This window comes from Xanthomonas sp. NCPPB 1826 (assembly GCF_056725285.1).
Window position 1 is genome coordinate 4,105,205 of sequence record NZ_CM161521.1, and the last position, 19,253, is coordinate 4,124,457.

A 19,253-nucleotide genomic window follows, 5' to 3' on the forward strand; every position below is an offset into this window, starting at 1 on the left:
CACATCCGGGTGCAGCTGCGACCGATGGCCTACAGGTCGTAGGACAGCACGTCTTCGAAGCCGAAGGTGTCGAAGTTCTCGATCCGCGAGGGATACAAGCGGCCGACCAGATGGTCGTACTCGTGCTGCACCACGCGTGCGTGGAAACCTTCGGCCTCGCGCTCGATCGGGCTGCCGTCCGGCGCAAAGCCGCGGTAGCGAATGTGGCGATAGCGCGGAATGACGGCACGCAGGCCGGGAATGGACAGACACCCTTCCCAGCCGTTTTCCATCTCCTCCGACAGCGGTTCGATCTGCGCATTCGCCAACGCGGTGCGCGGCACCGCCGGTGCGTCGGGATAGCGTTCGCTGGCTTCGAAGCCGAACACCATCAGCTGCAGATCCACCGCGATCTGCGGTGCGGCCAGGCCCACGCCGCGCGCATCGTCCATGGTCTCGAACATGTCGGCCACCAGCGCGCGCAGCTCGGCACTGCCCAGGTTGGTCACCGGCGGCGCCACGCGCAGCAGGCGCTTGTCGCCCATGCGGATAATTTCGCGAATCATCTGACTGCTCCCGGGAACGTTGCGGCGATTTTAAGACCTGTGCGGTAGGTGGGGGTGAGGTTGGGGATTCGGGATTCGGGATTAGGGATTAGGGATTAGGGATTAGGGATTAGGGATTAGGGATTAGGGATTCGGGATTCGGGATTCGGGATTAGGGATTGGTAGCTGGGGCGTCAGTGGCGCTGCTTGGCGTTTCGCATTTTGGGATGACTGCGTGTTTCGGGTATCTGTCTATCAGACTGTTACGCGTTGCCCGGCATCGTCCAGCACGCGTTCGCCATCTTCCTTGACGAAGCCGCTCGTCGCGGGTGGCAGCAGGTCGAGCACGCGTTCGGAGGGGCGGCACAAGCGCGTCCCCAACGCGGTTTGCACGAAGGGGCGGTTGATCAGGATCGGATGCGTGAGCATTGCGCTCAGCAACGCTGCGTCGTCCAGCGCGGGATCGTCGAGTCCCAGTTCCAGATACGGGGTGCCTTTCTGACGCATGGCCTCGCGAACCGGGATGCCGGCGGCGGCGATCAGGGACTGCAGCGTTTCGCGGGTGGGCGGGTGCTGCAGGTAATCGACGATCTGCGGTTCGATGCCGGTATGACGGATCAGGGCGAGCGTATTGCGGGAAGTCCCGCAATTGGGGTTGTGATAGATGACGGCGTGCATGGGGACCTGGTGCGCGGAGTGGTCAAGACTGTAACGCGCTGCGGTCGTATGACACGCGCTGCGTGCGGGACAAGCGCAAGGTACGCGAAGAAAGCGCTGATGCCGATGCCGATGCCGATGCCGATGCCGATGCCGGGCATAAGCATCTCCCAGCAGGCCACCAACGCATGGCTTGCGCGCATTGGTACGACCGCACTGCCTGCGTAGGCCGGGCCACTGGCCGGGTCGGAATACAGCCCCTATCCCTCGGGAGAGGGGTTGGGGTGAGGGTACGGGGCGAAGCTCAGGCGTACTCGCACCCTGCTCTCAACCTCCACCTGGCTTCGCACGACCCCTCATCCGCCCTTCGGGGCACCTTCTCCCAAGCGGAGAAGGGAATAAGTCGTCCAGATCTTGGCTGGAGCACCTTCTCCCGCAGGGAGGAAGGGAGGCTTCCGGCCCGGTTGGTTCGCGTCAAAAATCTGGCCGATTTGGGTGCCAGCTGCCGCTGCACCGCCCAGAAATTTCCCCAACGCAAGTGCGGCGATAACCGTTTCAGGCTCTCGCTTCGCATTCAGTGGCCTATATGTCAAAAGATTGACACACATCACGGATTCATGATTCAGTCATGAACAGACTGAAACGGAAGGATTCCCCCGACGCTGGTGTCTGCACGGCGTCCCTTTTCCCTGCTGGACCCAAGGAAACCCCAACGATGATGAGCTTTCGTAAGCCCGGATGGATGCTGTCCGGTGTGTTGTGCGTCGTTTGTCTGCCGGCCATGGCCGTCGCGCAGGAGGCAGCAACCAGCAGTTCCAAGGTCGGCATCGACCCCGCCACCGGCAAGCTGCGCCCGCTGACCGACGCCGAGAGCGCGGCGCTGGACCAGCAGGCCGCCTCGGCTGCCCGCAGCAGCGCTGCCCGCACCGCGGTGCCGCAGACCGAATCTGCCGCACGCGCGACCGAGCGACGCCTGCCCAACGGCACCGTGGCGCGCAAGTTGCCGGCCACGCAGATGAGCTCACTGATGGCGACCCGTCAGGCCGATGGCCGCATCGTCATCGAGCACGGCGAAGACGCCGCCACCCAACCCGCCCACGCCGAGCACGGAGCGCCGCCGCATGAATAAGCCCTTGTTGCTGCTGTCCCTGGCCGTGGCTGCCGCCATCGCGCCGCTGCACGCCAGCGCCGCCAACGTCACGCTGATCAATGGCGACGCCGGCACCAGCGTCGGCTTGAACGACCCCACCAGCGCTGCGCCCCTGGGCGGCAACCCGGGGCGCTCGGTTGGCGAGCAGCGTCGCATCGCCTACCAATACGCGATGGACCTGTGGGGCGCAGTGCTGCAGAGCAATGTCGAGATCAAGGTGTATGCCTCGTTCGCACGGCTGACCTGCACCGCCACCGGCGGCACGCTGGGCCAGGCCGGCCCGAACTGGATCGTCAACGATTTCCCCGGTTCCAAGCCCAATACGCTGTATCCGTCCGCGCTGGGCGATGCGATCGCCGGGCAGGACCTGGTCCCCGATCCCAGCGATCCGGCCGACGTGTTTTCGCAATTCAACGGCGACCTGGGCAAGGACGACTGCCTGGCCGGCTCGGGCTGGTACCTGGGCCTGGACGGCAAGACGCCCGAAGGCCAGATCAACTTCCTCAACGTGGTGATGCATGAGATTGGCCACGGCCTGGGTGCGGCCGGCTTCCTCAACAAGACCACCGGCGTGCTCGGCTCGGGCAGCGGCCTGACCGACGTCTACACCGCGCAGGCCTTCGACAATGTGCAGAACAAGCGCTTCGACGATCCGGCCATGACCAACGCGCTGCGTGCCGAAGCGATGCGCACGCCCGGCCGTACGGTCTGGGCCGGCACGCGCGTCAACCGCGAGGCGGCGCTGATCCTGGATCCGCGCACCCTGTTGCAGGTGAGCGCACCGGCCAGCGCAGCCGGCAAGTTCGAGGTGGGCTTTGCCAGCTTCGGGCCGCTGGCCACGGCGGCCAATTTCCCGGCACGCGCAGTGGTGACGGTCAATGACGGCGTGGCTGCCGCGTCAGCCAGCGATGGCTGCGAAACGCCGTTCGTCAATGCGGCCGAGGTGGCCGGCAAGGTGGCGCTGATCGACCGCGGCACCTGCGCGTTCGCGATCAAGGTCAAGAACGCACAGCTCAACGGTGCGGTGGGCGTGATCGTGGCCAATAACGCGTCCGGCGTGCAGACGATGGGCAATGCCGCACCGCCAATCACCGACATCACCATCCCGGCCATCATGGTCTCGCAGGCCGATGGCACGCGGCTGAAGGGCAGCGCCGGAGTGGTGGCGGCGTTGTACGAAGACCCCGAGCTGCTGCAGGGCACCGACAGCGCGGGACGCACGCGCTTGTACGCACCCAGCGTGGTGGCCGGTGGTTCGACGTTCTCGCACTTCGATACCGACCTGCAGCCCAACGCGTTGATGGAACCGTTCGATACGCCGGAAGTACAGGCGCATCTGAACATCGACCTGACCCCGGCGCTGTTTGCCGATATCGGCTGGACGCTCAATCGCGGGCTGGCCAAGCTGGGCAGCTGCAATACGCTGGTGCCGACGCTGGAGACCGGCGGGCTGATTCCCGGCGCGAACATCTCGGCCGAAAACAGCCTGTGCAAGGCGCAGAATGCCGGCAACCGTCTGGGGTACCTGACCTGCATGGACGAGCACGCACGCGAGTTGCAGAACCAGGGTGCGATCAGCCGCATTCAACAGGCAGCGGTGTTTGTCTGTGCCACCAAGGTGCGCCCGTAACAACAAGCGCAGTCTGCGGTAATCGATGCAATGCGAACGGCGCCGGGAGGCGCCGTTCGTTTGTCGTCGTCATGCTGACCAGCCACCAGCGATGCACAACACCTCACCGAACCTGGCGCGCGCGCGCCAGCAAGCGTGTACAGCGCGCAGCAAAACGCCGGCCAGAGACACCCACCACAGCGCAGACCAACCGCCACGGCCAGATGGCCGCGCGGTCGGTCTGCCTTGTCATCAACGATCGGCAGCGTATGGCGAGGTCAGCACCTGTGGCGCGCGACCCAGTGCCGCACCCAGCCGATCCATCACGAACCGCAGATAGAGATTGCTGCTGAACTGGTTGTAGTCGCGCGCATTGTTGAAGGTCATGCGGCCGCCCAGGAACAGCTGCGGCGCCACCTGCCATTCGGCCGCGCCACTGAGGTTGTAGGACACGCCGGTGCGGCTTTCGCCCGCATACACCGGGTCGGTGTAGCGGTTGACCAGCCCGAGCAAGGCCGCCAGCGAGGCGGCATCGTAGGCAGCCTGCTGCAGGGTGGGATCGGTCGGAAAATACGGCGAGGCGTCGGTGCTGAAGTGCTGTACGCCGATGCTGGCATCGACCTTCCAGTTGACCGTCTGGCCGGCGCTACGGCCGCTCCAGTGCACCGGGAAACCCAGGTCCACATAGTCCTGCGGGCTGAAGTAACCGCCATGGCCGTAGGTGAAGCCGCTGAGGTTCTTGTCGTACTGCATGGCGGTCAGATTGATGCCGGCCGTCAGCGACTGGTGCCGGGTTTCCAGTGCATGCACGTAGAAGCCCAGGTCGAGCTGGCGCTGGTCGTTGTCGGCGACGTTGTTGCCGAGCAGACGGTGCGCGGCAAGATTGGCATAACCGCCCAGCAGCCCATTGTCGGCAGTGGCCGACAACGACACGCCATTGCTGGTCACCCCGCCCCATTCGCGGCCGCTGCGTGCATCCTGCGCGCCTGCGAACGACAGCACGCTGTCGGTGACCGCGCGCCGCGAGGCTTCGGCCGACCAGCTCACCGCATCGCCGAGCTCGCCGCGATAGCCGACGCCGCCGATGAGGTTCTGTTCCTGGAAGCCGATCGGGGTGCTGCCGATGTCGGCACTGAACCCGCCATTGCGATAGCGCACACCGACGCCCACCCCGGTGTCGTCCTGGCTGAGCCGGCGCGCGCCGTTGCCGGTGGCGGCCATGGTGTTGAGCGTGGCCGCCAGCCCGGTCGGAGTCTGTTGTGCGGCGGCCGTGCTGCCGACCAGCGCGCGCAACGCGGCCGCATCGCCGGCAGCCAGCTGTTCGCTAAGCGCGGCGTTGCCGAGGATGTCGCGCGCCAGTTGGGCGATCGGCGTGTTGGAGGCGTTGATGCCGAGCAGGTAGGCCGGCAACGGTTCATTGGCCAGCGCCGCCACGGCGGCGGCATTGCTGTTGTTGTTCTCGACCAGCAGGTCGTTGAACAGGCCGGTGTTCAAGGCGTAGCGACGCAGGCGTTCGCGCGTGGCGGCGGTGTCGCCTTCGGTGGCGAGCAACTGGTACATCGACGAGCTGACCAGCGTATCGATCGGGCCGCGATCGGCCGCCAGCGCATCGTTGATGGCGGTCTGCGGGCCGCTGCCCAAGCGGCTGGCGGTGACGTAATCGGTGGTCAGCGTGCCGGCATCGACGATGGTCGGGGTCAGGGTGACGCCGAGCTTGCCGTCGCCGACGGCGAACTCGGCCTGGACCGGCATTTCGATATCGTCCAGGCGCCCCAGACCGTCTTCGCCATCGCGCGAGCGGTACAACGCGCCGCCGGCGAGGTTGTCGCTGTTTTCCGACTGCACCGCACGCAGTTCGTCGAGCACGCCGTTGCCGCTGCCGAGCGGCGGCAACGCCTGTGCGGCGGGCTTGGTCAGACGTGGACCGGCGTCCGCGGCGATCGGCGCAACCGCGCGCGCGGCAAGCAGCCCGTCGCCGCGCGACGAACCGCGCATGCGGCCGCTGGAGACCGGCAGCATGGCGGGCGCAGTGCCGGCGCTAACCGGCGGCGGCAACGTATCGCCACCATTGTCGGCAGACGCACCAATCGGTGCGGCAGTGGCGAACCGTGCAGAGCCCGGCGATGCTGCCACCGGTGCAACGGACACATCGCCATAGGCGCTACCCGCATCCATGCGCTCGGACAACACCGCCGGCGAGCGTGGCATGCCGCCGGTCATGCCAGAGAACGGATTGAGCGGGCGGCTGGAGGACGCGACCGCGGACGGACCACGCGCGGACGGCAGGCCATTGTCCAGTTGCCCGGCCTGACGCTGCTGCGCGGCCAGCGAGGCACGGAAATACTGCTCGGCCTTGCGGTTCTTGCCGGCGCTGCGATACACGCGGCCGGCCGCGGCCAGCACCTCCGGCGACTCCGGTGCCTGCGCCAGCGCGCGTTGCAGGTAATGCTCGGCATTGCGCAAATCCGACTGCGCGGCCGCGCTGTTGGCGGCGGCAGTGAGCGTGTCCAGGTCGTCGGGATGACGCTGCAGGATCTGCTGGTAGATCGCCAGCGCCTGACGCTGGTCGCCGGAGGCGGCATACAGCCGTGCGAGCGCGGCCTGCGCATCGCGGCTGTCCGGCTGCTGGGCCAGGATCGGCGACAGCGCGTCGTAGGCGCCTTCCAGGTTGCCGAGTTCGCGCAGCGCATCCACCTGGCGCAGCGTGTAGGCGCTGCGCAGGCGTTGATAACGACGCAGCTGTTCCGGGGTCAGGGTGGTGGCCTGCAACTGGCGCAGCACCGCCGACAGTTCGGCGTCCTGGTGCGCGCGCAGCAGCACGCCGGCATATTGCAGGCGATCTTCGCTGCGCACCGTGGCGCCGGTGACCAGGCGCTGGGCCAGGGTCAGCGCGCGCGGGGCGTTGCCGGCATCGGCATGCGCGCCGGCCAGTGCGGCCAGCAACTGCGGGTCGTCGAGCTGATTGCCCAGCGCGGTTTCGGTGCGCGCCAGCAACTGCTGCGCGTCGCCCGGCCGGCCCTGCTCCACCAGCATCCGTGCCTGACGCGCCTGCAGTTCGATCCAGGCGGTGGTGCGCAGCTGGGTCATCTCCGGCGTGCGCGATGCGACCGGAATGCGCTCCAGGCTGTCGTAGGCGCCCTGCCAATCGCCGCTTTCCTGCGCCAGCAAGGCGTTGGCCTGCAGCGCTTCGGGTTGGTCGCCATGCACGGCGAGCAGGCCATCCATCACGCTGCGGGCCTGATCGGGGCGGCCGGCCTGTTGGTACAGGCGGGCCAGATCCAGACGGATCCAGGCATCGCCCGGGCGCTCGACCATCGCCGCTTCCAGCTCGGTCTGCGCGCTGACCGCATCGCCGGCTTCCAGCGCCTGGCGGGCACGGGCGCGCTGCACGTTGGAACGCAGCAAGGCTTGCCCGCCGGCTTTGGCACGTTCTGCGGCAGGCAGGCGATTAAACAAGTCGCTGGCTTCCTGCATGCGGCCCTGGCGGCTGTACAAACCGACCAGGCCCTGCAGCGCGCCGGCATTGTCGGCGTCGTGCGACAGCGCCTTGCGGTAGCTGGCCTCGGCGGCGGCCGGGTCGCTGGCGGCCTGCAGGCCGCCCAGCGCCACCTGCGCGGCCGGCTCGTTGGGCAGCAGCTGCACCGCCTGCTCCACCAGCTGGCGCGCCTGGGCCAGATCGCCGCGTGTGCGTGCGGCCTCGGCCTGCTGCAGCTGCAGCCAGTAGCGCGCGCTATCCAGCGCGCCCTTCCATTTGCCGTTATTCGCCGCCGCCGGACGCAGCAGCTCCTGCGCTTCGGCAAAACGCTGCTGACGCAGGCGCACCGAGCCCAGGCCGCCGAGCGCTTCCGGATCACGCGCACGTGCGCGCAACACCTGCGTGAAGCGTTGTTCGGCAGCGCCTAGATTGTTGGCGCCCAGCGCGCGGAAGCCTTCGCCCAGCAGCACGCCATTGGGGTCGGCCGGCGCGGCGGTGGCCGCACTGCGTTGTTCGCGCAGCTGGCCGAGTTTGGCGGTGACTTCCGCATCGGCCGGGGTACCGGCAAGGAATGCCTGGTACAGCGGCGCATCGGCCACGCCGGCGTTGAGCCACAGCAGCGCCTGGCGCCAGCTGGTGCGCGCCGGCCCACCGACATCGGCGCGTTGCGCCAGCGTGCGCAGTTGCGCAATGCCGTCGCGGCGGGTGGGTTCGCGGTAACTCAGCACCTGCGCCAGCGCCAGTTGCACGGACGGGTTGCCCGGTTGGCTGGATTGCAGGCGTTGCAGGCCTTCACGCGCACGCTCCCAGCCGGTGGGAGTGCCGGCCAGCGACTGGTAGTACTCCAGCGCCAACGCCGGCGGCGGCGGCTTGCCGGCGAACAGCGCTTCGTAATTGCGCGCGGCTTCCACATAGCGCCCGGCTGCGGCGGCGCGGCGTGCGTTGCGCAGGTTCGGATCTTCGCCGGCAGCGCTGCTGCCACGGGCGCCAATCGCCGCGCGCAGGCGCTGTGCCTGCGGCGATTGCGGGTGTGCGGCGTCGAGTTGCTGCAGGCGCTTGCGTGCTTCGGATTGACGGCCTTGCGCCAGATCGATCTGCGCCAGGCCGAGCAAGGCGTCGGGCTGATCCGGATCGACGCCAAGCAGCTTGCGCCAGGTGTCGGCGGCCAGATCGTCGCGGCCCTGGTCGTGCCAGTAATTGCCCTGCCCGACCAGTTGCTGGGTGGCACTGGTCTGCGCCTGCACCGGCGAGGCGAGCAGGCACAGGTCGATCATGCCGACGAGGTACAGCGGGGTCAGTTTTTTGCGGAGCATGCAGGCGTTCTCCAGGCGGGCAGCAGGCGCCCGTCTGCGGCAAAGCGGTAACGGTTCTCAAGCCAGCCCTGTCCGAACAGGGCCAGCGTGCGTTCGAAGTACGGCAGCGCAGCGGCTGCGGCTTGCGCGGCGGCGGGAATGCGCTGCGCCTGCGCCTTGAGCAGCGCGGGCTGGCCCATCGCACTCAGGTACGGCAACAGCGCGGCAGAAAACCCAACCGGCAATGCGCCACTGCCCACGCCGCGCGCGGTGTCGATCTTTTCCGCAAACGGGGTCTGTGCGGCGAGCAGGTCGGCCGGGCCGGACAGGTCGCGCAGCAAGCCGCTGCGCAGCGGCTCGCCGGCATCGAGCATGCCGGCCCACAGATACACGCGAATCGCGTCGTAGCTGCCGACGTTGCCGCGCTTCGGATCGGGGCTGAAGCGCTCGCCATCCCACACCGTCCAGTCCGGCGCAAAGCCCACCGGCGCGCTCTCGCGCAACACGCGTGCGGCATTGCTGGCGATCGCCGCCCACGGCCCCTTGGGGTCGGCGTTGGCGCAGCGCCGCAGCACCTGGATCGGCAGGTAGCTGGGATTGAGCGTCCAGCGCTGCTTCTCGGCAAAGCCGGTGCGGCCGGGCAGCAACATCGCGCCCAGGCCCGGCAGCGTGGCCACCTCCTGTTGACGCATCAGTTGCAGGATCTGCTGGCCGGCCTTGAGGTAACCGGGCCGGCTCCACAGCCGGCCGGCTTCCAGCAGCGCGTAGGCAATCCACAGCTCGCCATCGCTGGCGGTATTGGCATCGAGCACGCGCCAGCTGCCGCTGCCATCGCGCCCCCACAACCACGCCGGCAGATTCAGGTCCGGGCGGCCGCCACACAGATTGTGGCGAGTCCAGCCCAGCACTTTCTCGAACAGCACCTGGTCGTTGTTGACCAGGGCGAAGAACAGCGCGTACGACTGACCTTCGGAGGTCGAGCGCTGGTCCGGATTGAGGAAATCCACCACCCGCCCGTCGGGCTGGATGTGCTTGTCGACGAAGGCATTCCACAGCGGCCACGGCCCGCATTGGCTGGCCGCCGCCGCTGCGCGCCTGGGCAGCAGCGCGGCCAGGCCGGCCAGCGCACCGGCGCGTAGCAGGCTGCGGCGCGTCATCGTCGCGGCGCTGTCGTACGCGCTCATGCGCTGCCGCCTCCGTTGAGTCGCTCGGCGGCATGCCGGCGCAGCAGCACGCGCGCGGCCAGCGCCAGCAACAGCGCCAGCAGCACCACGGTCAACGCCAGCCACACCGGGTGGTGCGAGAAGTACCAGCGCAACCAGGTCGGGAGCGGCAGATGGCCCACGTAATAGGTCTGGTTGCCGACCAGGCTGATGACCTTTTTCTGCTGCAGCAACACCACGCTGCCCTGGAAGTCCTTGAGCAGGGTCGGGTCGAACCAGGCGTCGAACAGCCGGCTCATGTTGGCCGGGTCTTCGCTCTGGAACGCGACCACGCTGCGGCCGGACTTCAACGGCGATTCGAATCCCATCAACAGCACATCGTCCGGCTGCGGTTGCAGGGCGATTTCGGTGGTGGTCGGCAAGTCGGTGCGTTGCGCATCGAAGGACAGGAAACCCGGCAGTTTTTCCAGCACCCAATCGGTCAGCGCAAAGCGGGTCGCCTGCCCGTCCTGGCCCACCGGCAGCTGTGCGCGCCATTGCTTGAACAGCGGCTGCGACTGCGTACTGCCGAGCAGCAACAGGTCGCGGTCGGCGTGCTGCTGCACCGCGCCGGCACCGATGATCTGCGCATGCAGCGCCGGATACCCGGTGGAGGCGCCGAAGCGTCCGAGCAGGGTCAGCACATTGCCCAGGTCCTGGTCGCCCGGATTGTCCGGCAGCACGATGGTGGATTCGGACAGATCGGCCAGGCGCGTGAAGGGGTAACCGGCATTGGCGAACGCGGCCAGGTTCGGCATCGCCATGTAGTGGTGGAAGCCGCTCAGGTCGATGCTGGAATCGGCATCGATGGCGCCGGACACGTCCGGGAAGGTGTTCTTGCACTGCTCGCCCTGCGGACGATCGAAGAAGAAGTGGAAGCGCAACTGGCTGTTGGCCGAGAACGCACCCACCGGCAATGTCAGATCCTGATGCACCGGCATGCTGCCGCGCGCGCCCAGGCTGTTCCACCAGCGCCTCGGGGTGGACTCGGCGAACGGGCGGCCGGTCAGCGGCAGCGTGGTCACGAACGACTCGTTGATGCTGACGTTGAGCGCGGACTTGTTATCCACGTCCGGCACCGTGTAGCGGTATTTCAGCGCAACCGGAATGCCGTCGCGCTCCCACACGAACAGGTCCGGCGGCAACTGCAGGCCGACCCGGATCAGGTCCGGCTGATAGCCGCTGACATTGAGCTGGCCGGGCTGGGTCACCAGATCACCGAAGCGCACCGGATGCTCGCTGGACACCCACTTGGGCGCGTCGTACGGCCGACGCGGCGCCGGCGCGCTGACCTCGCCGATGCGGGCGACCGCCCCGGTCAACGGCGCGCGCAAGGCCAGCGCGGTGGCGGCGCGTTGCAGGTCTTCGCTGTTGCGGCCGAGCACCAGCAGCAGCTTGCCGCTGGGATCGGTCGGGTTGACCACCACTGCCACGGTCGGGCCACGGATATCGGCCACGCCACTGTCGGCGGTGGCGAACTGCTCAGGCAGCGTGCTGGGCGTGGCGAACACCACTGCGTTGCCGGTGGACGGCAGCGCTTCGGTCGAGGCCGGGAACACCGCGCCGCGGTAGCCGGCCAGGGTGCCGAACCACGAGGCCACCACGCCGGCCGCCTGCAGCGTGGCGTTGTCCGGGCGCTGCGGAAAGTAGAACGACAATTCCAGCCGACGCGTGTCGCGCACATCGAAGAACGGCACCGGCAACAACGCCAGGTTATTGGCCAGCGCCAGCGGCGTGGTGGTCAGCGACAGGCTGGTGGCCGCGTCCACATTCGCCCACAGGCTGCTGTGGTCCGGGTCTTCGCACTCGCGCGTGTAATGGCCGATCAACTGCAGGTTGAGCTGGTTGTAATCGGTGACCAGGCGCGGGTCGATCGGCAGATCGGCCGAGAGCAGCTTGCCGGCATTGGCCTTGTCGGCCGGCAAGGTACCCACGGTGACGCCATTGATGGTGACCTTCAGATGCGACAGGTCCGGCAACAGCGCGGGCGAATAGCTGTATTTGAGGTTGAGCGTGGCGGCGGTGACGATCTCGTCGCTGCGCACGCTGAAGGGCACGCCGGCACTGCCCTGCACGCCGCGCAGGGTGATCTCGTAGTCGATGCCGAGTTCGCGCAGGCTGGAGCTGCGGGTGCTGCCGGCCGGCATCGCTGCCGATGCGGGCGGCGCGCTCGCGGCGGTGCCTGCCTGCTCGTTGAGGGTGGTCGTCGCCGTTGCCGGCACGGCCTGCTGCGCCTGCGCCAGGCCGGTCAGCAGGGTGAGCACACAGGTCAACACGGCCGGGGACATTCGCATCGGTGGCTTCTTGGCAGGGAAAAGGGAAACGGCAGGCGTCACGCTCACGACTCCAGATCCAGCGCGCGCGCCGGGCGGAAGCCCTGACGCGCACTGAGTGCGATATGCCCGCCCAGGCGTCCGAAACCGCGCGCGCTGGCGGCCAGCACCTGGCCCATCGAGCGCCAGAACGAATCGCGGTCGTGCTGGCCCCATTGCGATAGCCAGATGTCGGCGCGCGCAAAGGTCGAGGCCACCAGCCAGCGCTCCTGTTCCATCGACATCGCGGTGAACTGCACGCTGACCTGGCCGTCGCGGTCCTGGCGCACCACCGCCGGCAAGGTCTGCTCCACGCCGCGATGACTCAGGCCGATTTGCACCGGCAAACCCGGCTCGATCGGCTGCGGCTGGGCGAGCCTGATCGCCATGCCGCCGGTGGAAAAATTCAATGAGCGACTGGGCAGCACGCTGCCATCGGGCAGATACAGATTGACCGGGACATCCAGCGGCACGCGGTGGGCGCTGCGCACCTGGCGGGTTTCGCTGGCGGTGGCGATGGTGGCGCCCAGCAGCACCATGTTGTAGAGCGTCCAGGCCAGGTTGAACCAGATCGTCTGCTGCTCGCCACTGCCGCCGACATAGATCAAGCGCAGCACGCCGGCAGCCACACCGGCCAGGTTGAGCAACAGCAGGAACAGGTACGGCTTGGCGATCTGCGCATCGAAATAACTGCGCGCCACCAACCCGCCCTTGGGCGTGACATTGAACTTGCCCAGCTTGGGGTTGAGCAGCGCAACCAGGGTGGGACGGAAGATGTACCAGGCCAGCGTGGTCTCGTAGACCTCGTTCCACAGCAGATGGCGGAAGCGGCTCTGCACCCGCAGATTGGTCAGATTGGCCTGCAGGAGGTGCGGCAACGCATAAGCCAGGATCATCAATGCCGAAGCCTGGATCACGTGCGCGCCGAAAAACAGATAGGCCAGCGGCGCAGTGAGATAGATGATGCGCGGCAAGCCGTAGAAGAAGTGCAGCATCGCGTTGAGGTAGCACAGCCGCTGCGAGAGCCTGAGCCCGCGCCCCAGCAGCGGATTGTCGATGCGCGCGATCTGCGCCATGCCGCGCGCCCAGCGGATGCGTTGCGCCACATGCCCGGACAGGCTTTCGGTGGCCAGGCCTGCAGCCTGCGGCACCGCCAGGTAGGCGGTGCGATAACCGCGACGCTGCAGCTTGAGCGCGGTGTGGGCGTCCTCGGTGACGGTTTCGACCGCCACCCCGCCGACCTCTTCCAGCGCGCTGCGCTTGATCACCGCGCAGGAACCGCAGAAGAAGGTCGCATTCCACTGGTCGTTGCCATCCTGCAGCAGGCCGTAAAACAGCTCGCCTTCGTTGGGCACCTTGCCATGCGTGCCCAGGTTGCGTTCGAACGGGTCGGGTGAGAAGAAATAGTGCGGCATCTGCACCAGGGCCAGCCTGGTGTCGCGCAGGAACCAGCCCATCGCCACCTGCAGGAAACTGCGGGTGGGAATGTGGTCGCAATCGAAGATCGCCACGTACTCACCGCTGCATTTCTTCAGCGCGGCATTGATGTTGCCGGCCTTGGCGTGCGCGTTGTTGGTGCGGGTGACGTAGTTGATGCCGACCTCGGCACAGAAGTCGCGGAACGCGTCGCGGCGGCCGTCATCGAGCAGATGGATGGTGATCTTGCCGGCCGGCCAATCGATCACGCTGGCCGCCAGCACGGTGGTGCGCACCACCGACAACGGCTCGTTGTAGGTGGGAATGAACACGTCCACGCTCGGCCACAGCGACTGGTCGGCCGGCAACGGCACCGGCTTGCGATCGAGCGGCCACAGCACCTGGAAATAGCCCAGCACCAGGATCACGAACGCATACAGCTCCGCGCCCAGCAGGCCCAGGCCCAGGATGAAATCCACCGCGCTGCCCACGCCCATGGTCTGGGTCGTGCGCCACCAGATGTAGCGGCACGACACCGCCAGCGACATGCCCATCATCGTCAGGATCACCACCCGCCCGCCGCGCTTGCGCACCGCCAGCGCAACGGCGAACAGCACCCCGGAGAACACCAGTTGCTGGGTGACATCCATCGGCACGGCGACCACGAACACCAGCAGCAAGCCGCCCAGCAACCATAGCGCCCAGGTCGCCAGCGTGGGCAGCGGTGATCCGGAACGGAGGCTGGCAGCAGTCATCAGATAATCCTTCAAGCGTGGCGGCGTGCGGCAAAGCAAGGCGAAACAGGCGAGCGCAGCGGCGCTTGCCGGAAGTCACACGGTGGTGCTGATCAACGCGAGCGCAGTCGCTGCAGCGGGCTTTGCGTCGCGCTGGGCGCATCGGCCTGCAACAGCCGCTGGAACAAACGCTCCAACGGCGTCTGCGCCTGGCGCTCGCCCGGCTGCGCTGCAGGCGCTGCGGGCTCGTCGAGTTGGCGCAATTTGCGCAGCGGCGCGAGCGCATCGAGCGGCGAGCCTGCCGTCCCTTCGACAGGCACTGACCGACGCGCCACCGGCGCTGCCTGCACGGCAGGCAAAACGTCAGGCACTGATGTCGCGGGCGCCGGCAGCGGCGCTGGCACCTGCACGGCATCCGCCGCAGCGGGGGTCTGTTCGACCGTTGCCGGGACCGGCGTTTGCGTCACTCCCGGTCTGCGCGGCGGCAGCTGGGTGTGGGCGAAATCCTGATAGCCCGCGCTCGCCGGCGTCCCCAACCGCGCGAACAGGCCGGACACGTCGTCATGCCCGGAGGTTGCCTTGTTGTTCTTCGGTGCCATCACACTCCCCTTGCCCGACTTCAGCCGTTCATGCCGTCCGCATCAACACGAAGTTGCGCAGATCGACGCTGTCGCCTGGCGCGGTCTGCACCGCCAGGCCTGCCAGCATCCCCAGTTGCTGGAACCATCCTTCGTACACGCCCTGCAGGAACCCATCGCTCCATGGCGCGCCATCCAGTGCCACGCTCAACGGCGCGCTGGCGTGCTGGATCCGCACCTGGTCGGCGTGTTCGTGCATCGCGCACTGGCCCCAATCGCAGCGCTCCCACACTGCGTTGGCGGCCTGCTGCATCTCGTCCAGGGTCGTGCAGTGCGCCAGCCGGTGTTCGCGCGCGAAGCGCCGGCCGATGCGCGCCATCAACGGGGCCAGATCATCCTCGGGCAACTCGGCGCCGAACTCGGCGGCCATCGCACGCACAAAGCCCAGCCACTGCCGGGAGCAGCTGCGCGCGCGGTACAGCGACAATGGGTCGGGTGCAGTCATTGAGACGTCGCGCGGGAAGGAGGCCATACATCAACATCGCGTGCATCAGAAGTGAAGCAAGCGTGATGCCAATGTTAACGAACCCATGCGGCCAATTGAGCGCTGCATCGCATTTTTTTCGGCCATTCCCTGACAGCTCTGTCAGGCCTCGGCACAAGCTGCCGCTATACGTCAGTCACTGCCGCGTGTGGTCACCCGCTTCCGGCATCGGCGGCAGGCCGAACACATCGCGCAGATAGCGCAGGTAACCGGCGTCTTCGCACATGCTTTTGCCCGGCGAGTCGCTGAGCTTTGCCACCGGCTGGCCATTGCAGCGGACCATCTTGATCACGATCTGCAGCGGTGTCGGCCCCAGGTCGTTGGTGAGGCTGGTACCGACCCCGAACGCCAGCCGACAGCGCGTGTGGAAGTGCGCGTACAGCCGCATCACCTTGTCGATGTTGAGGCCATCGCTGAACACCAGCACCTTGGCGGCGGGGTCGATGCGGTGTGCCTGCAGATGGGCGATGACGCGCTCGCCCCATTCGAACGGGTCGCCCGAATCATGCCGCATGCCGTCGAACAGCTTGCAGAAGTACAGATCGAAGTCGCGCAGGAACGCGTCCAGCCCCACCACATCGGATAGGGCGATGCCCAGATCGCCGCGGTACTCGCGCGCCCACGATTCCAGCGCCGCCACCTGCGAGTCGCGCAACCGCGGCCCCAGCGCCTGAAACGCCTGCAGGTACTCGTGCGCCATCGTGCCCAGCGGGGTCAGGCCGTAATGCTTGGCGAAATACACATTGCTGGTGCCGACGAACTGCTCGCCCAGGCCATCGCGCAGCAACGGCAGCAACTCGCCGTGCCAGTGCCGCGAATAGCGCCGCCGGGTGCCGTAGTCGGCGATCTTGCAGCCGGCCGGCATGCTGCGCAGGCTGCTCACCTTCTCGCGCAGGCGGCTGCGGCCTTCTTCGTAATCCGGCTCGGAGGTGTTGCGGAACCACACCTCGTTGATGATCGCCAGCAACGGCACTTCGAACAGGATGGTATACAGCCACGGGCCGCGGATGGTCAGTTCGATCTCGCCCGGGTGGGTGGTCGATGCCGACAGCTGCAGATACTTGCGGTCCAGATGGAACAGCGCCAGGAAGTCGGCAAAATCCGGCTTGATGAAGCGCAGGCCGCGCAGATAGGCCACTTCGTCCTCGCGCAGCCGTAGCCGACACAGCGCATCGATCTCGCGCGAGATCTCGTCGATGAACTGGGCCAGATCCACGCCGGGCGTGCGGCACTTGAAGCGGTAGTCCACCTGCGCGGCCGGATGCTGATGCAGCACCGCCTGCATCATGGTGAATTTATACAGGTCGGTGTCGAGCAGCGAATGGATGATCATGCTGCCGGATTATGCCCGCAGCGGCGATCGCACTGCGTGCAAATCCGCTGATGCCTCGGGAAGCGCTGCGCTGCGCAGCGGCGGTGCGCCTGTCGATTTGCCAGGCAAGTCACCTCGGCAATTGCGCCTGGCACTTCCTTGGAGAGTGCCAGGCGCCATCGCTCAGCGCGCCAGCACCTGCTGCGCCGGTTTGCCCTGCACGGTGAAGTCGCTGTCGCCCGGGCCACCGGCCTTGGGGTCGGTGTACCAGCACCACAGCGCGATGCCTTCCACGCCATGCGCCTGCAGCACCTTGCGCCACTGCTGCAACACCTGCAGTTGCAGGCGGGTGTCCACTGCAGCGGCGCGTTGCTCCGGGCTCTCCCAGGGCGCGGCCAGGCTGCCGCGTGCAGAACGCAGCCCCAGCTCTGCCACCCACACCGGCTTGCCGACGCGCTGGCCCAGTTGCTGCAGGCGCTGCGCGGCGGCGTTCATCTCTGCCGTGCGCGTGCCGGCCGCTTCGGACAGACGCGGATACAGGCTGGTGCCCACCGCATCGAACAAGGACCAGTAGCGGAAGCTTTCGGCGTGCTCCATGCCGTCGGCCACATACAGCAGCTTGCCGTGGTAGACCTTGCGCACTTCCGCCACCAGGCCGGGCCACTGCGGCGCGTCCTGCAGCTTGCGCAGTTCGGTGCCGATCACCAGCGCTTCGGCGTGCTCGTCTTCGGCCAGTCTGGCCAACGGCAGCAACGCGTTCTGGTACGCGGCAAACCAGGCTGCCTGGTCGGTGGGCGCGGTGTCGCCGGCCCAATGCCCGGGAATCCACACATGCACCTTGAGCGTGGCCTGCAGGCCGGCCTGGTGGCTTTGCCGCAACGCGGCGCGCATGGCCTCCACGCTGCTGTCGCTACCCAGCACCGGGTCGTTCGACTGCGGGTTGGCCTGCCACACAAACGCGACCAGCAGCGCCTTGCTGGCGCCGGTCTTGGCCAGCGCGTCCAGCGACTGCCCCGCCGCCTCGCTTTCCCACGGCGCATTGGCCGAGACCTTGACGTTGGCGCCCATCCACGTCGATGCATCGGCGTTGCAGCCGTTGACCAACATGCACGCCCCGACCAGAAACGCGGCGCTCAGAACGCGTTTGAACATGTGGCGGATGCCTCGGTGGTGGACGCGGTCGTGGTAGGCGCGCAGTCCATTGCACCGATGACCGCAGTGTTCTTGTCCGGCTGCACCATTGCAGCAGTGGCAGCAGGCGTAGTGGCACCGGCAGCGAGCTGCGTGGGTGCGGCCACATTCGCGGCAGTCGCAGCTGTGGGCTGCGCCTGCACAGCGTCCGCTGCCGGCGTCGCCGAGCCGGTCGGCAACGATACCGGCGCGCGCATGACCACCGCCTCGCCCTGCAGCAAGGATTGCGCATCGGCAGGCGCCGCACGCATCCAGCTGCCCCAGCCCTGCGGCTGTACCCAGGCCGCACCGATCAGGCCCAGCAACAGCAGGCCGGCGGCCTGACTGCGCTGATCGGCATGCAGCGCGCGCAGCAGCAACGCTGCCGGCACCCACAGCAGCAGCAAGGCATCGAACCCGGCCCAGCCGAACGCAAACGACAACGCCGCCGCACAGATCACGGTGCCGGCACTGGCCAGCACGCCGCGCGTGAGCGCACTGCTGCGGCTGCGGGCCAGCAACGCCAGCACCGGGAAGCAAACCACCGCCGCCACGCCCCAGCGCACGGCCGGCAGCCAATCTTGCGCATGCTCGGCCAGCGGCAACGGCAGCGGATGCGCGCCCTGCCCGATACTGGACAGCGTCGGCCACGGTGCGTTGAACACGGTCAGATTGACGTAGGCCCACATGCCGACCAGAAACGCGAACGGCAGATAGCACACCAGGTAGAACGAACCCGGCGCCTTGCGCAGCATCTGCGGCGGCATCACCAGCAGCAGCCACGGCGCCACCATCGTCGACAGCGCCAGTGTCTGCAGGTCCAGGCACAGCAGGATGCACAACCAGCCAGCGATGCGCAGATAGGTGAAGGCCTCTACCGGCGTCTGCAGGCGGCGCAGGGTGCGGCACAAGCCGTAGAACGCCAGCAGACCCACCGCCTGGCTTCCGCCTGCGGCGATCGGCAGCAGGAACAGTGGATTGCAGCCCACCAGCAGGGTCAAACCACTGGCCCAGCCGCGTCCGAACACACCGGCCAGATCGCGCCACAGCAGCGACAGGAACAGCGCGTTGGCGGCCACTGCCAGGAACGGCCAGACCTGGAACGGCAGGTTCCAGCTGTCCAGCCCCAGATTGATCGCCCACGACAACAAGCCGGTTGCCGGCAAGCCGGCTGCTGGTGCGATTGCCGGTGCGGCGGAGCCGACCGACTGCAGCAGCAACGGCTGGCTCAGCAGCGACAGGGCCACCACGGCAACCAGAAACGCCGGCAGCCCGCTG

The 19,253-nt window shown here is 67.4% G+C and carries 13 protein-coding genes; 2 read left to right on the plus strand and 11 right to left on the minus strand.

The window, feature by feature from the left end:
- Positions 1-29: 29 nt before the first annotated feature.
- Together def and arsC are read right to left on the minus strand one after the other, a co-directional pair.
- Entirely contained in the window at positions 30-545 is a 516-nt protein-coding gene (def, locus tag AC1PLA_RS17205) for a peptide deformylase (protein WP_024940593.1), read from the minus strand.
- A gap of 234 nt (positions 546-779) precedes the next feature.
- Positions 780-1,202, minus strand: coding sequence for an arsenate reductase (glutaredoxin) (arsC, locus tag AC1PLA_RS17210; RefSeq protein WP_481105012.1), 423 nt, complete (start codon positions 1,200-1,202; stop codon positions 780-782).
- A 694-nt stretch (positions 1,203-1,896) separates the two neighbouring features.
- Here arsC and AC1PLA_RS17215 point away from each other — a divergent pair.
- Positions 1,897-2,310, plus strand: a complete 414-nt coding sequence (locus AC1PLA_RS17215; protein ID WP_481105013.1) for a post-PEP-CTERM-1 domain-containing protein — start codon at positions 1,897-1,899, stop codon at positions 2,308-2,310.
- Positions 2,303-3,961: a PA domain-containing protein gene (locus tag AC1PLA_RS17220; protein ID WP_481105014.1), complete on the plus strand. Its 1,659-nt coding sequence runs from the start codon at positions 2,303-2,305 to the stop codon at positions 3,959-3,961. The genes AC1PLA_RS17215 and AC1PLA_RS17220 overlap by 8 nt, the downstream gene beginning before the upstream one ends.
- Positions 3,962-4,192: 231 nt before the next feature.
- Here the strand turns inward: AC1PLA_RS17220 and AC1PLA_RS17225 are convergent, their stop codons facing one another.
- The 9 genes from AC1PLA_RS17225 to AC1PLA_RS17265 form a co-directional block, all read right to left on the minus strand.
- Positions 4,193-8,728 (minus strand): cellulose biosynthesis protein BcsC, encoded by a 4,536-nt coding sequence (locus AC1PLA_RS17225; protein ID WP_481105015.1) that lies wholly within the window; start codon positions 8,726-8,728, stop codon positions 4,193-4,195.
- On the minus strand, positions 8,710-9,891 hold the full coding sequence (gene bcsZ, locus AC1PLA_RS17230) for a cellulose synthase complex periplasmic endoglucanase BcsZ (RefSeq protein WP_481105016.1): 1,182 nt from the start codon (positions 9,889-9,891) through the stop codon (positions 8,710-8,712). Before bcsZ ends, AC1PLA_RS17225 begins: the two co-directional genes overlap by 19 nt.
- Entirely contained in the window at positions 9,888-12,203 is a 2,316-nt protein-coding gene (gene bcsB / locus AC1PLA_RS17235; RefSeq protein ID WP_481105017.1) for a cellulose biosynthesis cyclic di-GMP-binding regulatory protein BcsB, read from the minus strand. The genes bcsZ and bcsB overlap by 4 nt, the downstream gene beginning before the upstream one ends.
- A gap of 44 nt (positions 12,204-12,247) precedes the next feature.
- The gene (gene bcsA / locus AC1PLA_RS17240) at positions 12,248-14,392 is read right to left on the minus strand and encodes a UDP-forming cellulose synthase catalytic subunit (protein WP_065046391.1); all 2,145 of its coding nucleotides are present in this window, start codon (positions 14,390-14,392) and stop codon (positions 12,248-12,250) included.
- A gap of 92 nt (positions 14,393-14,484) precedes the next feature.
- Positions 14,485-14,970, minus strand: a complete 486-nt coding sequence (locus AC1PLA_RS17245; protein WP_481105018.1) for a hypothetical protein — start codon at positions 14,968-14,970, stop codon at positions 14,485-14,487.
- A gap of 28 nt (positions 14,971-14,998) precedes the next feature.
- A complete protein-coding gene (gene bcsD, locus AC1PLA_RS17250) occupies positions 14,999-15,454 on the minus strand; it encodes a cellulose biosynthesis protein BcsD (protein ID WP_411758409.1) in 456 nt (151 codons plus the stop codon).
- A gap of 175 nt (positions 15,455-15,629) precedes the next feature.
- Positions 15,630-16,826, minus strand: coding sequence for a nicotinate phosphoribosyltransferase (gene pncB / locus AC1PLA_RS17255; protein WP_481105019.1), 1,197 nt, complete (start codon positions 16,824-16,826; stop codon positions 15,630-15,632).
- 162 nt (positions 16,827-16,988) lie between these two features.
- Positions 16,989-17,957: a glycoside hydrolase family 113 gene (locus tag AC1PLA_RS17260; protein ID WP_104646334.1), complete on the minus strand. Its 969-nt coding sequence runs from the start codon at positions 17,955-17,957 to the stop codon at positions 16,989-16,991.
- Positions 17,939-19,225, minus strand: a complete 1,287-nt coding sequence (locus AC1PLA_RS17265) for a hypothetical protein (RefSeq protein WP_481105020.1) — start codon at positions 19,223-19,225, stop codon at positions 17,939-17,941. The genes AC1PLA_RS17260 and AC1PLA_RS17265 overlap by 19 nt, the downstream gene beginning before the upstream one ends.
- Between the last annotated feature and the right edge of the window lie 28 nt (positions 19,226-19,253).

What these genes read in the sequence shown, in the direction of transcription:
- def (WP_024940593.1), bottom strand. Translation starts at nt 545, where the DNA reads ATGATTCGCGAAATTATCCGCATGGGCGACAAGCGCCTGCTGCGCGTG.
- arsC (WP_481105012.1), bottom strand. Translation starts at nt 1,202, where the DNA reads ATGCACGCCGTCATCTATCACAACCCCAATTGCGGGACTTCCCGCAAT.
- AC1PLA_RS17215 (WP_481105013.1), top strand. Translation starts at nt 1,897, where the DNA reads ATGATGAGCTTTCGTAAGCCCGGATGGATGCTGTCCGGTGTGTTGTGC.
- AC1PLA_RS17220 (WP_481105014.1), top strand. Translation starts at nt 2,303, where the DNA reads ATGAATAAGCCCTTGTTGCTGCTGTCCCTGGCCGTGGCTGCCGCCATC.
- AC1PLA_RS17225 (WP_481105015.1), bottom strand. Translation starts at nt 8,728, where the DNA reads ATGCTCCGCAAAAAACTGACCCCGCTGTACCTCGTCGGCATGATCGAC.
- bcsZ (WP_481105016.1), bottom strand. Translation starts at nt 9,891, where the DNA reads ATGAGCGCGTACGACAGCGCCGCGACGATGACGCGCCGCAGCCTGCTA.
- bcsB (WP_481105017.1), bottom strand. Translation starts at nt 12,203, where the DNA reads ATGCGAATGTCCCCGGCCGTGTTGACCTGTGTGCTCACCCTGCTGACC.
- bcsA (WP_065046391.1), bottom strand. Translation starts at nt 14,392, where the DNA reads ATGACTGCTGCCAGCCTCCGTTCCGGATCACCGCTGCCCACGCTGGCG.
- AC1PLA_RS17245 (WP_481105018.1), bottom strand. Translation starts at nt 14,970, where the DNA reads ATGGCACCGAAGAACAACAAGGCAACCTCCGGGCATGACGACGTGTCC.
- bcsD (WP_411758409.1), bottom strand. Translation starts at nt 15,454, where the DNA reads ATGACTGCACCCGACCCATTGTCGCTGTACCGCGCGCGCAGCTGCTCC.
- pncB (WP_481105019.1), bottom strand. Translation starts at nt 16,826, where the DNA reads ATGATCATCCATTCGCTGCTCGACACCGACCTGTATAAATTCACCATG.
- AC1PLA_RS17260 (WP_104646334.1), bottom strand. Translation starts at nt 17,957, where the DNA reads ATGTTCAAACGCGTTCTGAGCGCCGCGTTTCTGGTCGGGGCGTGCATG.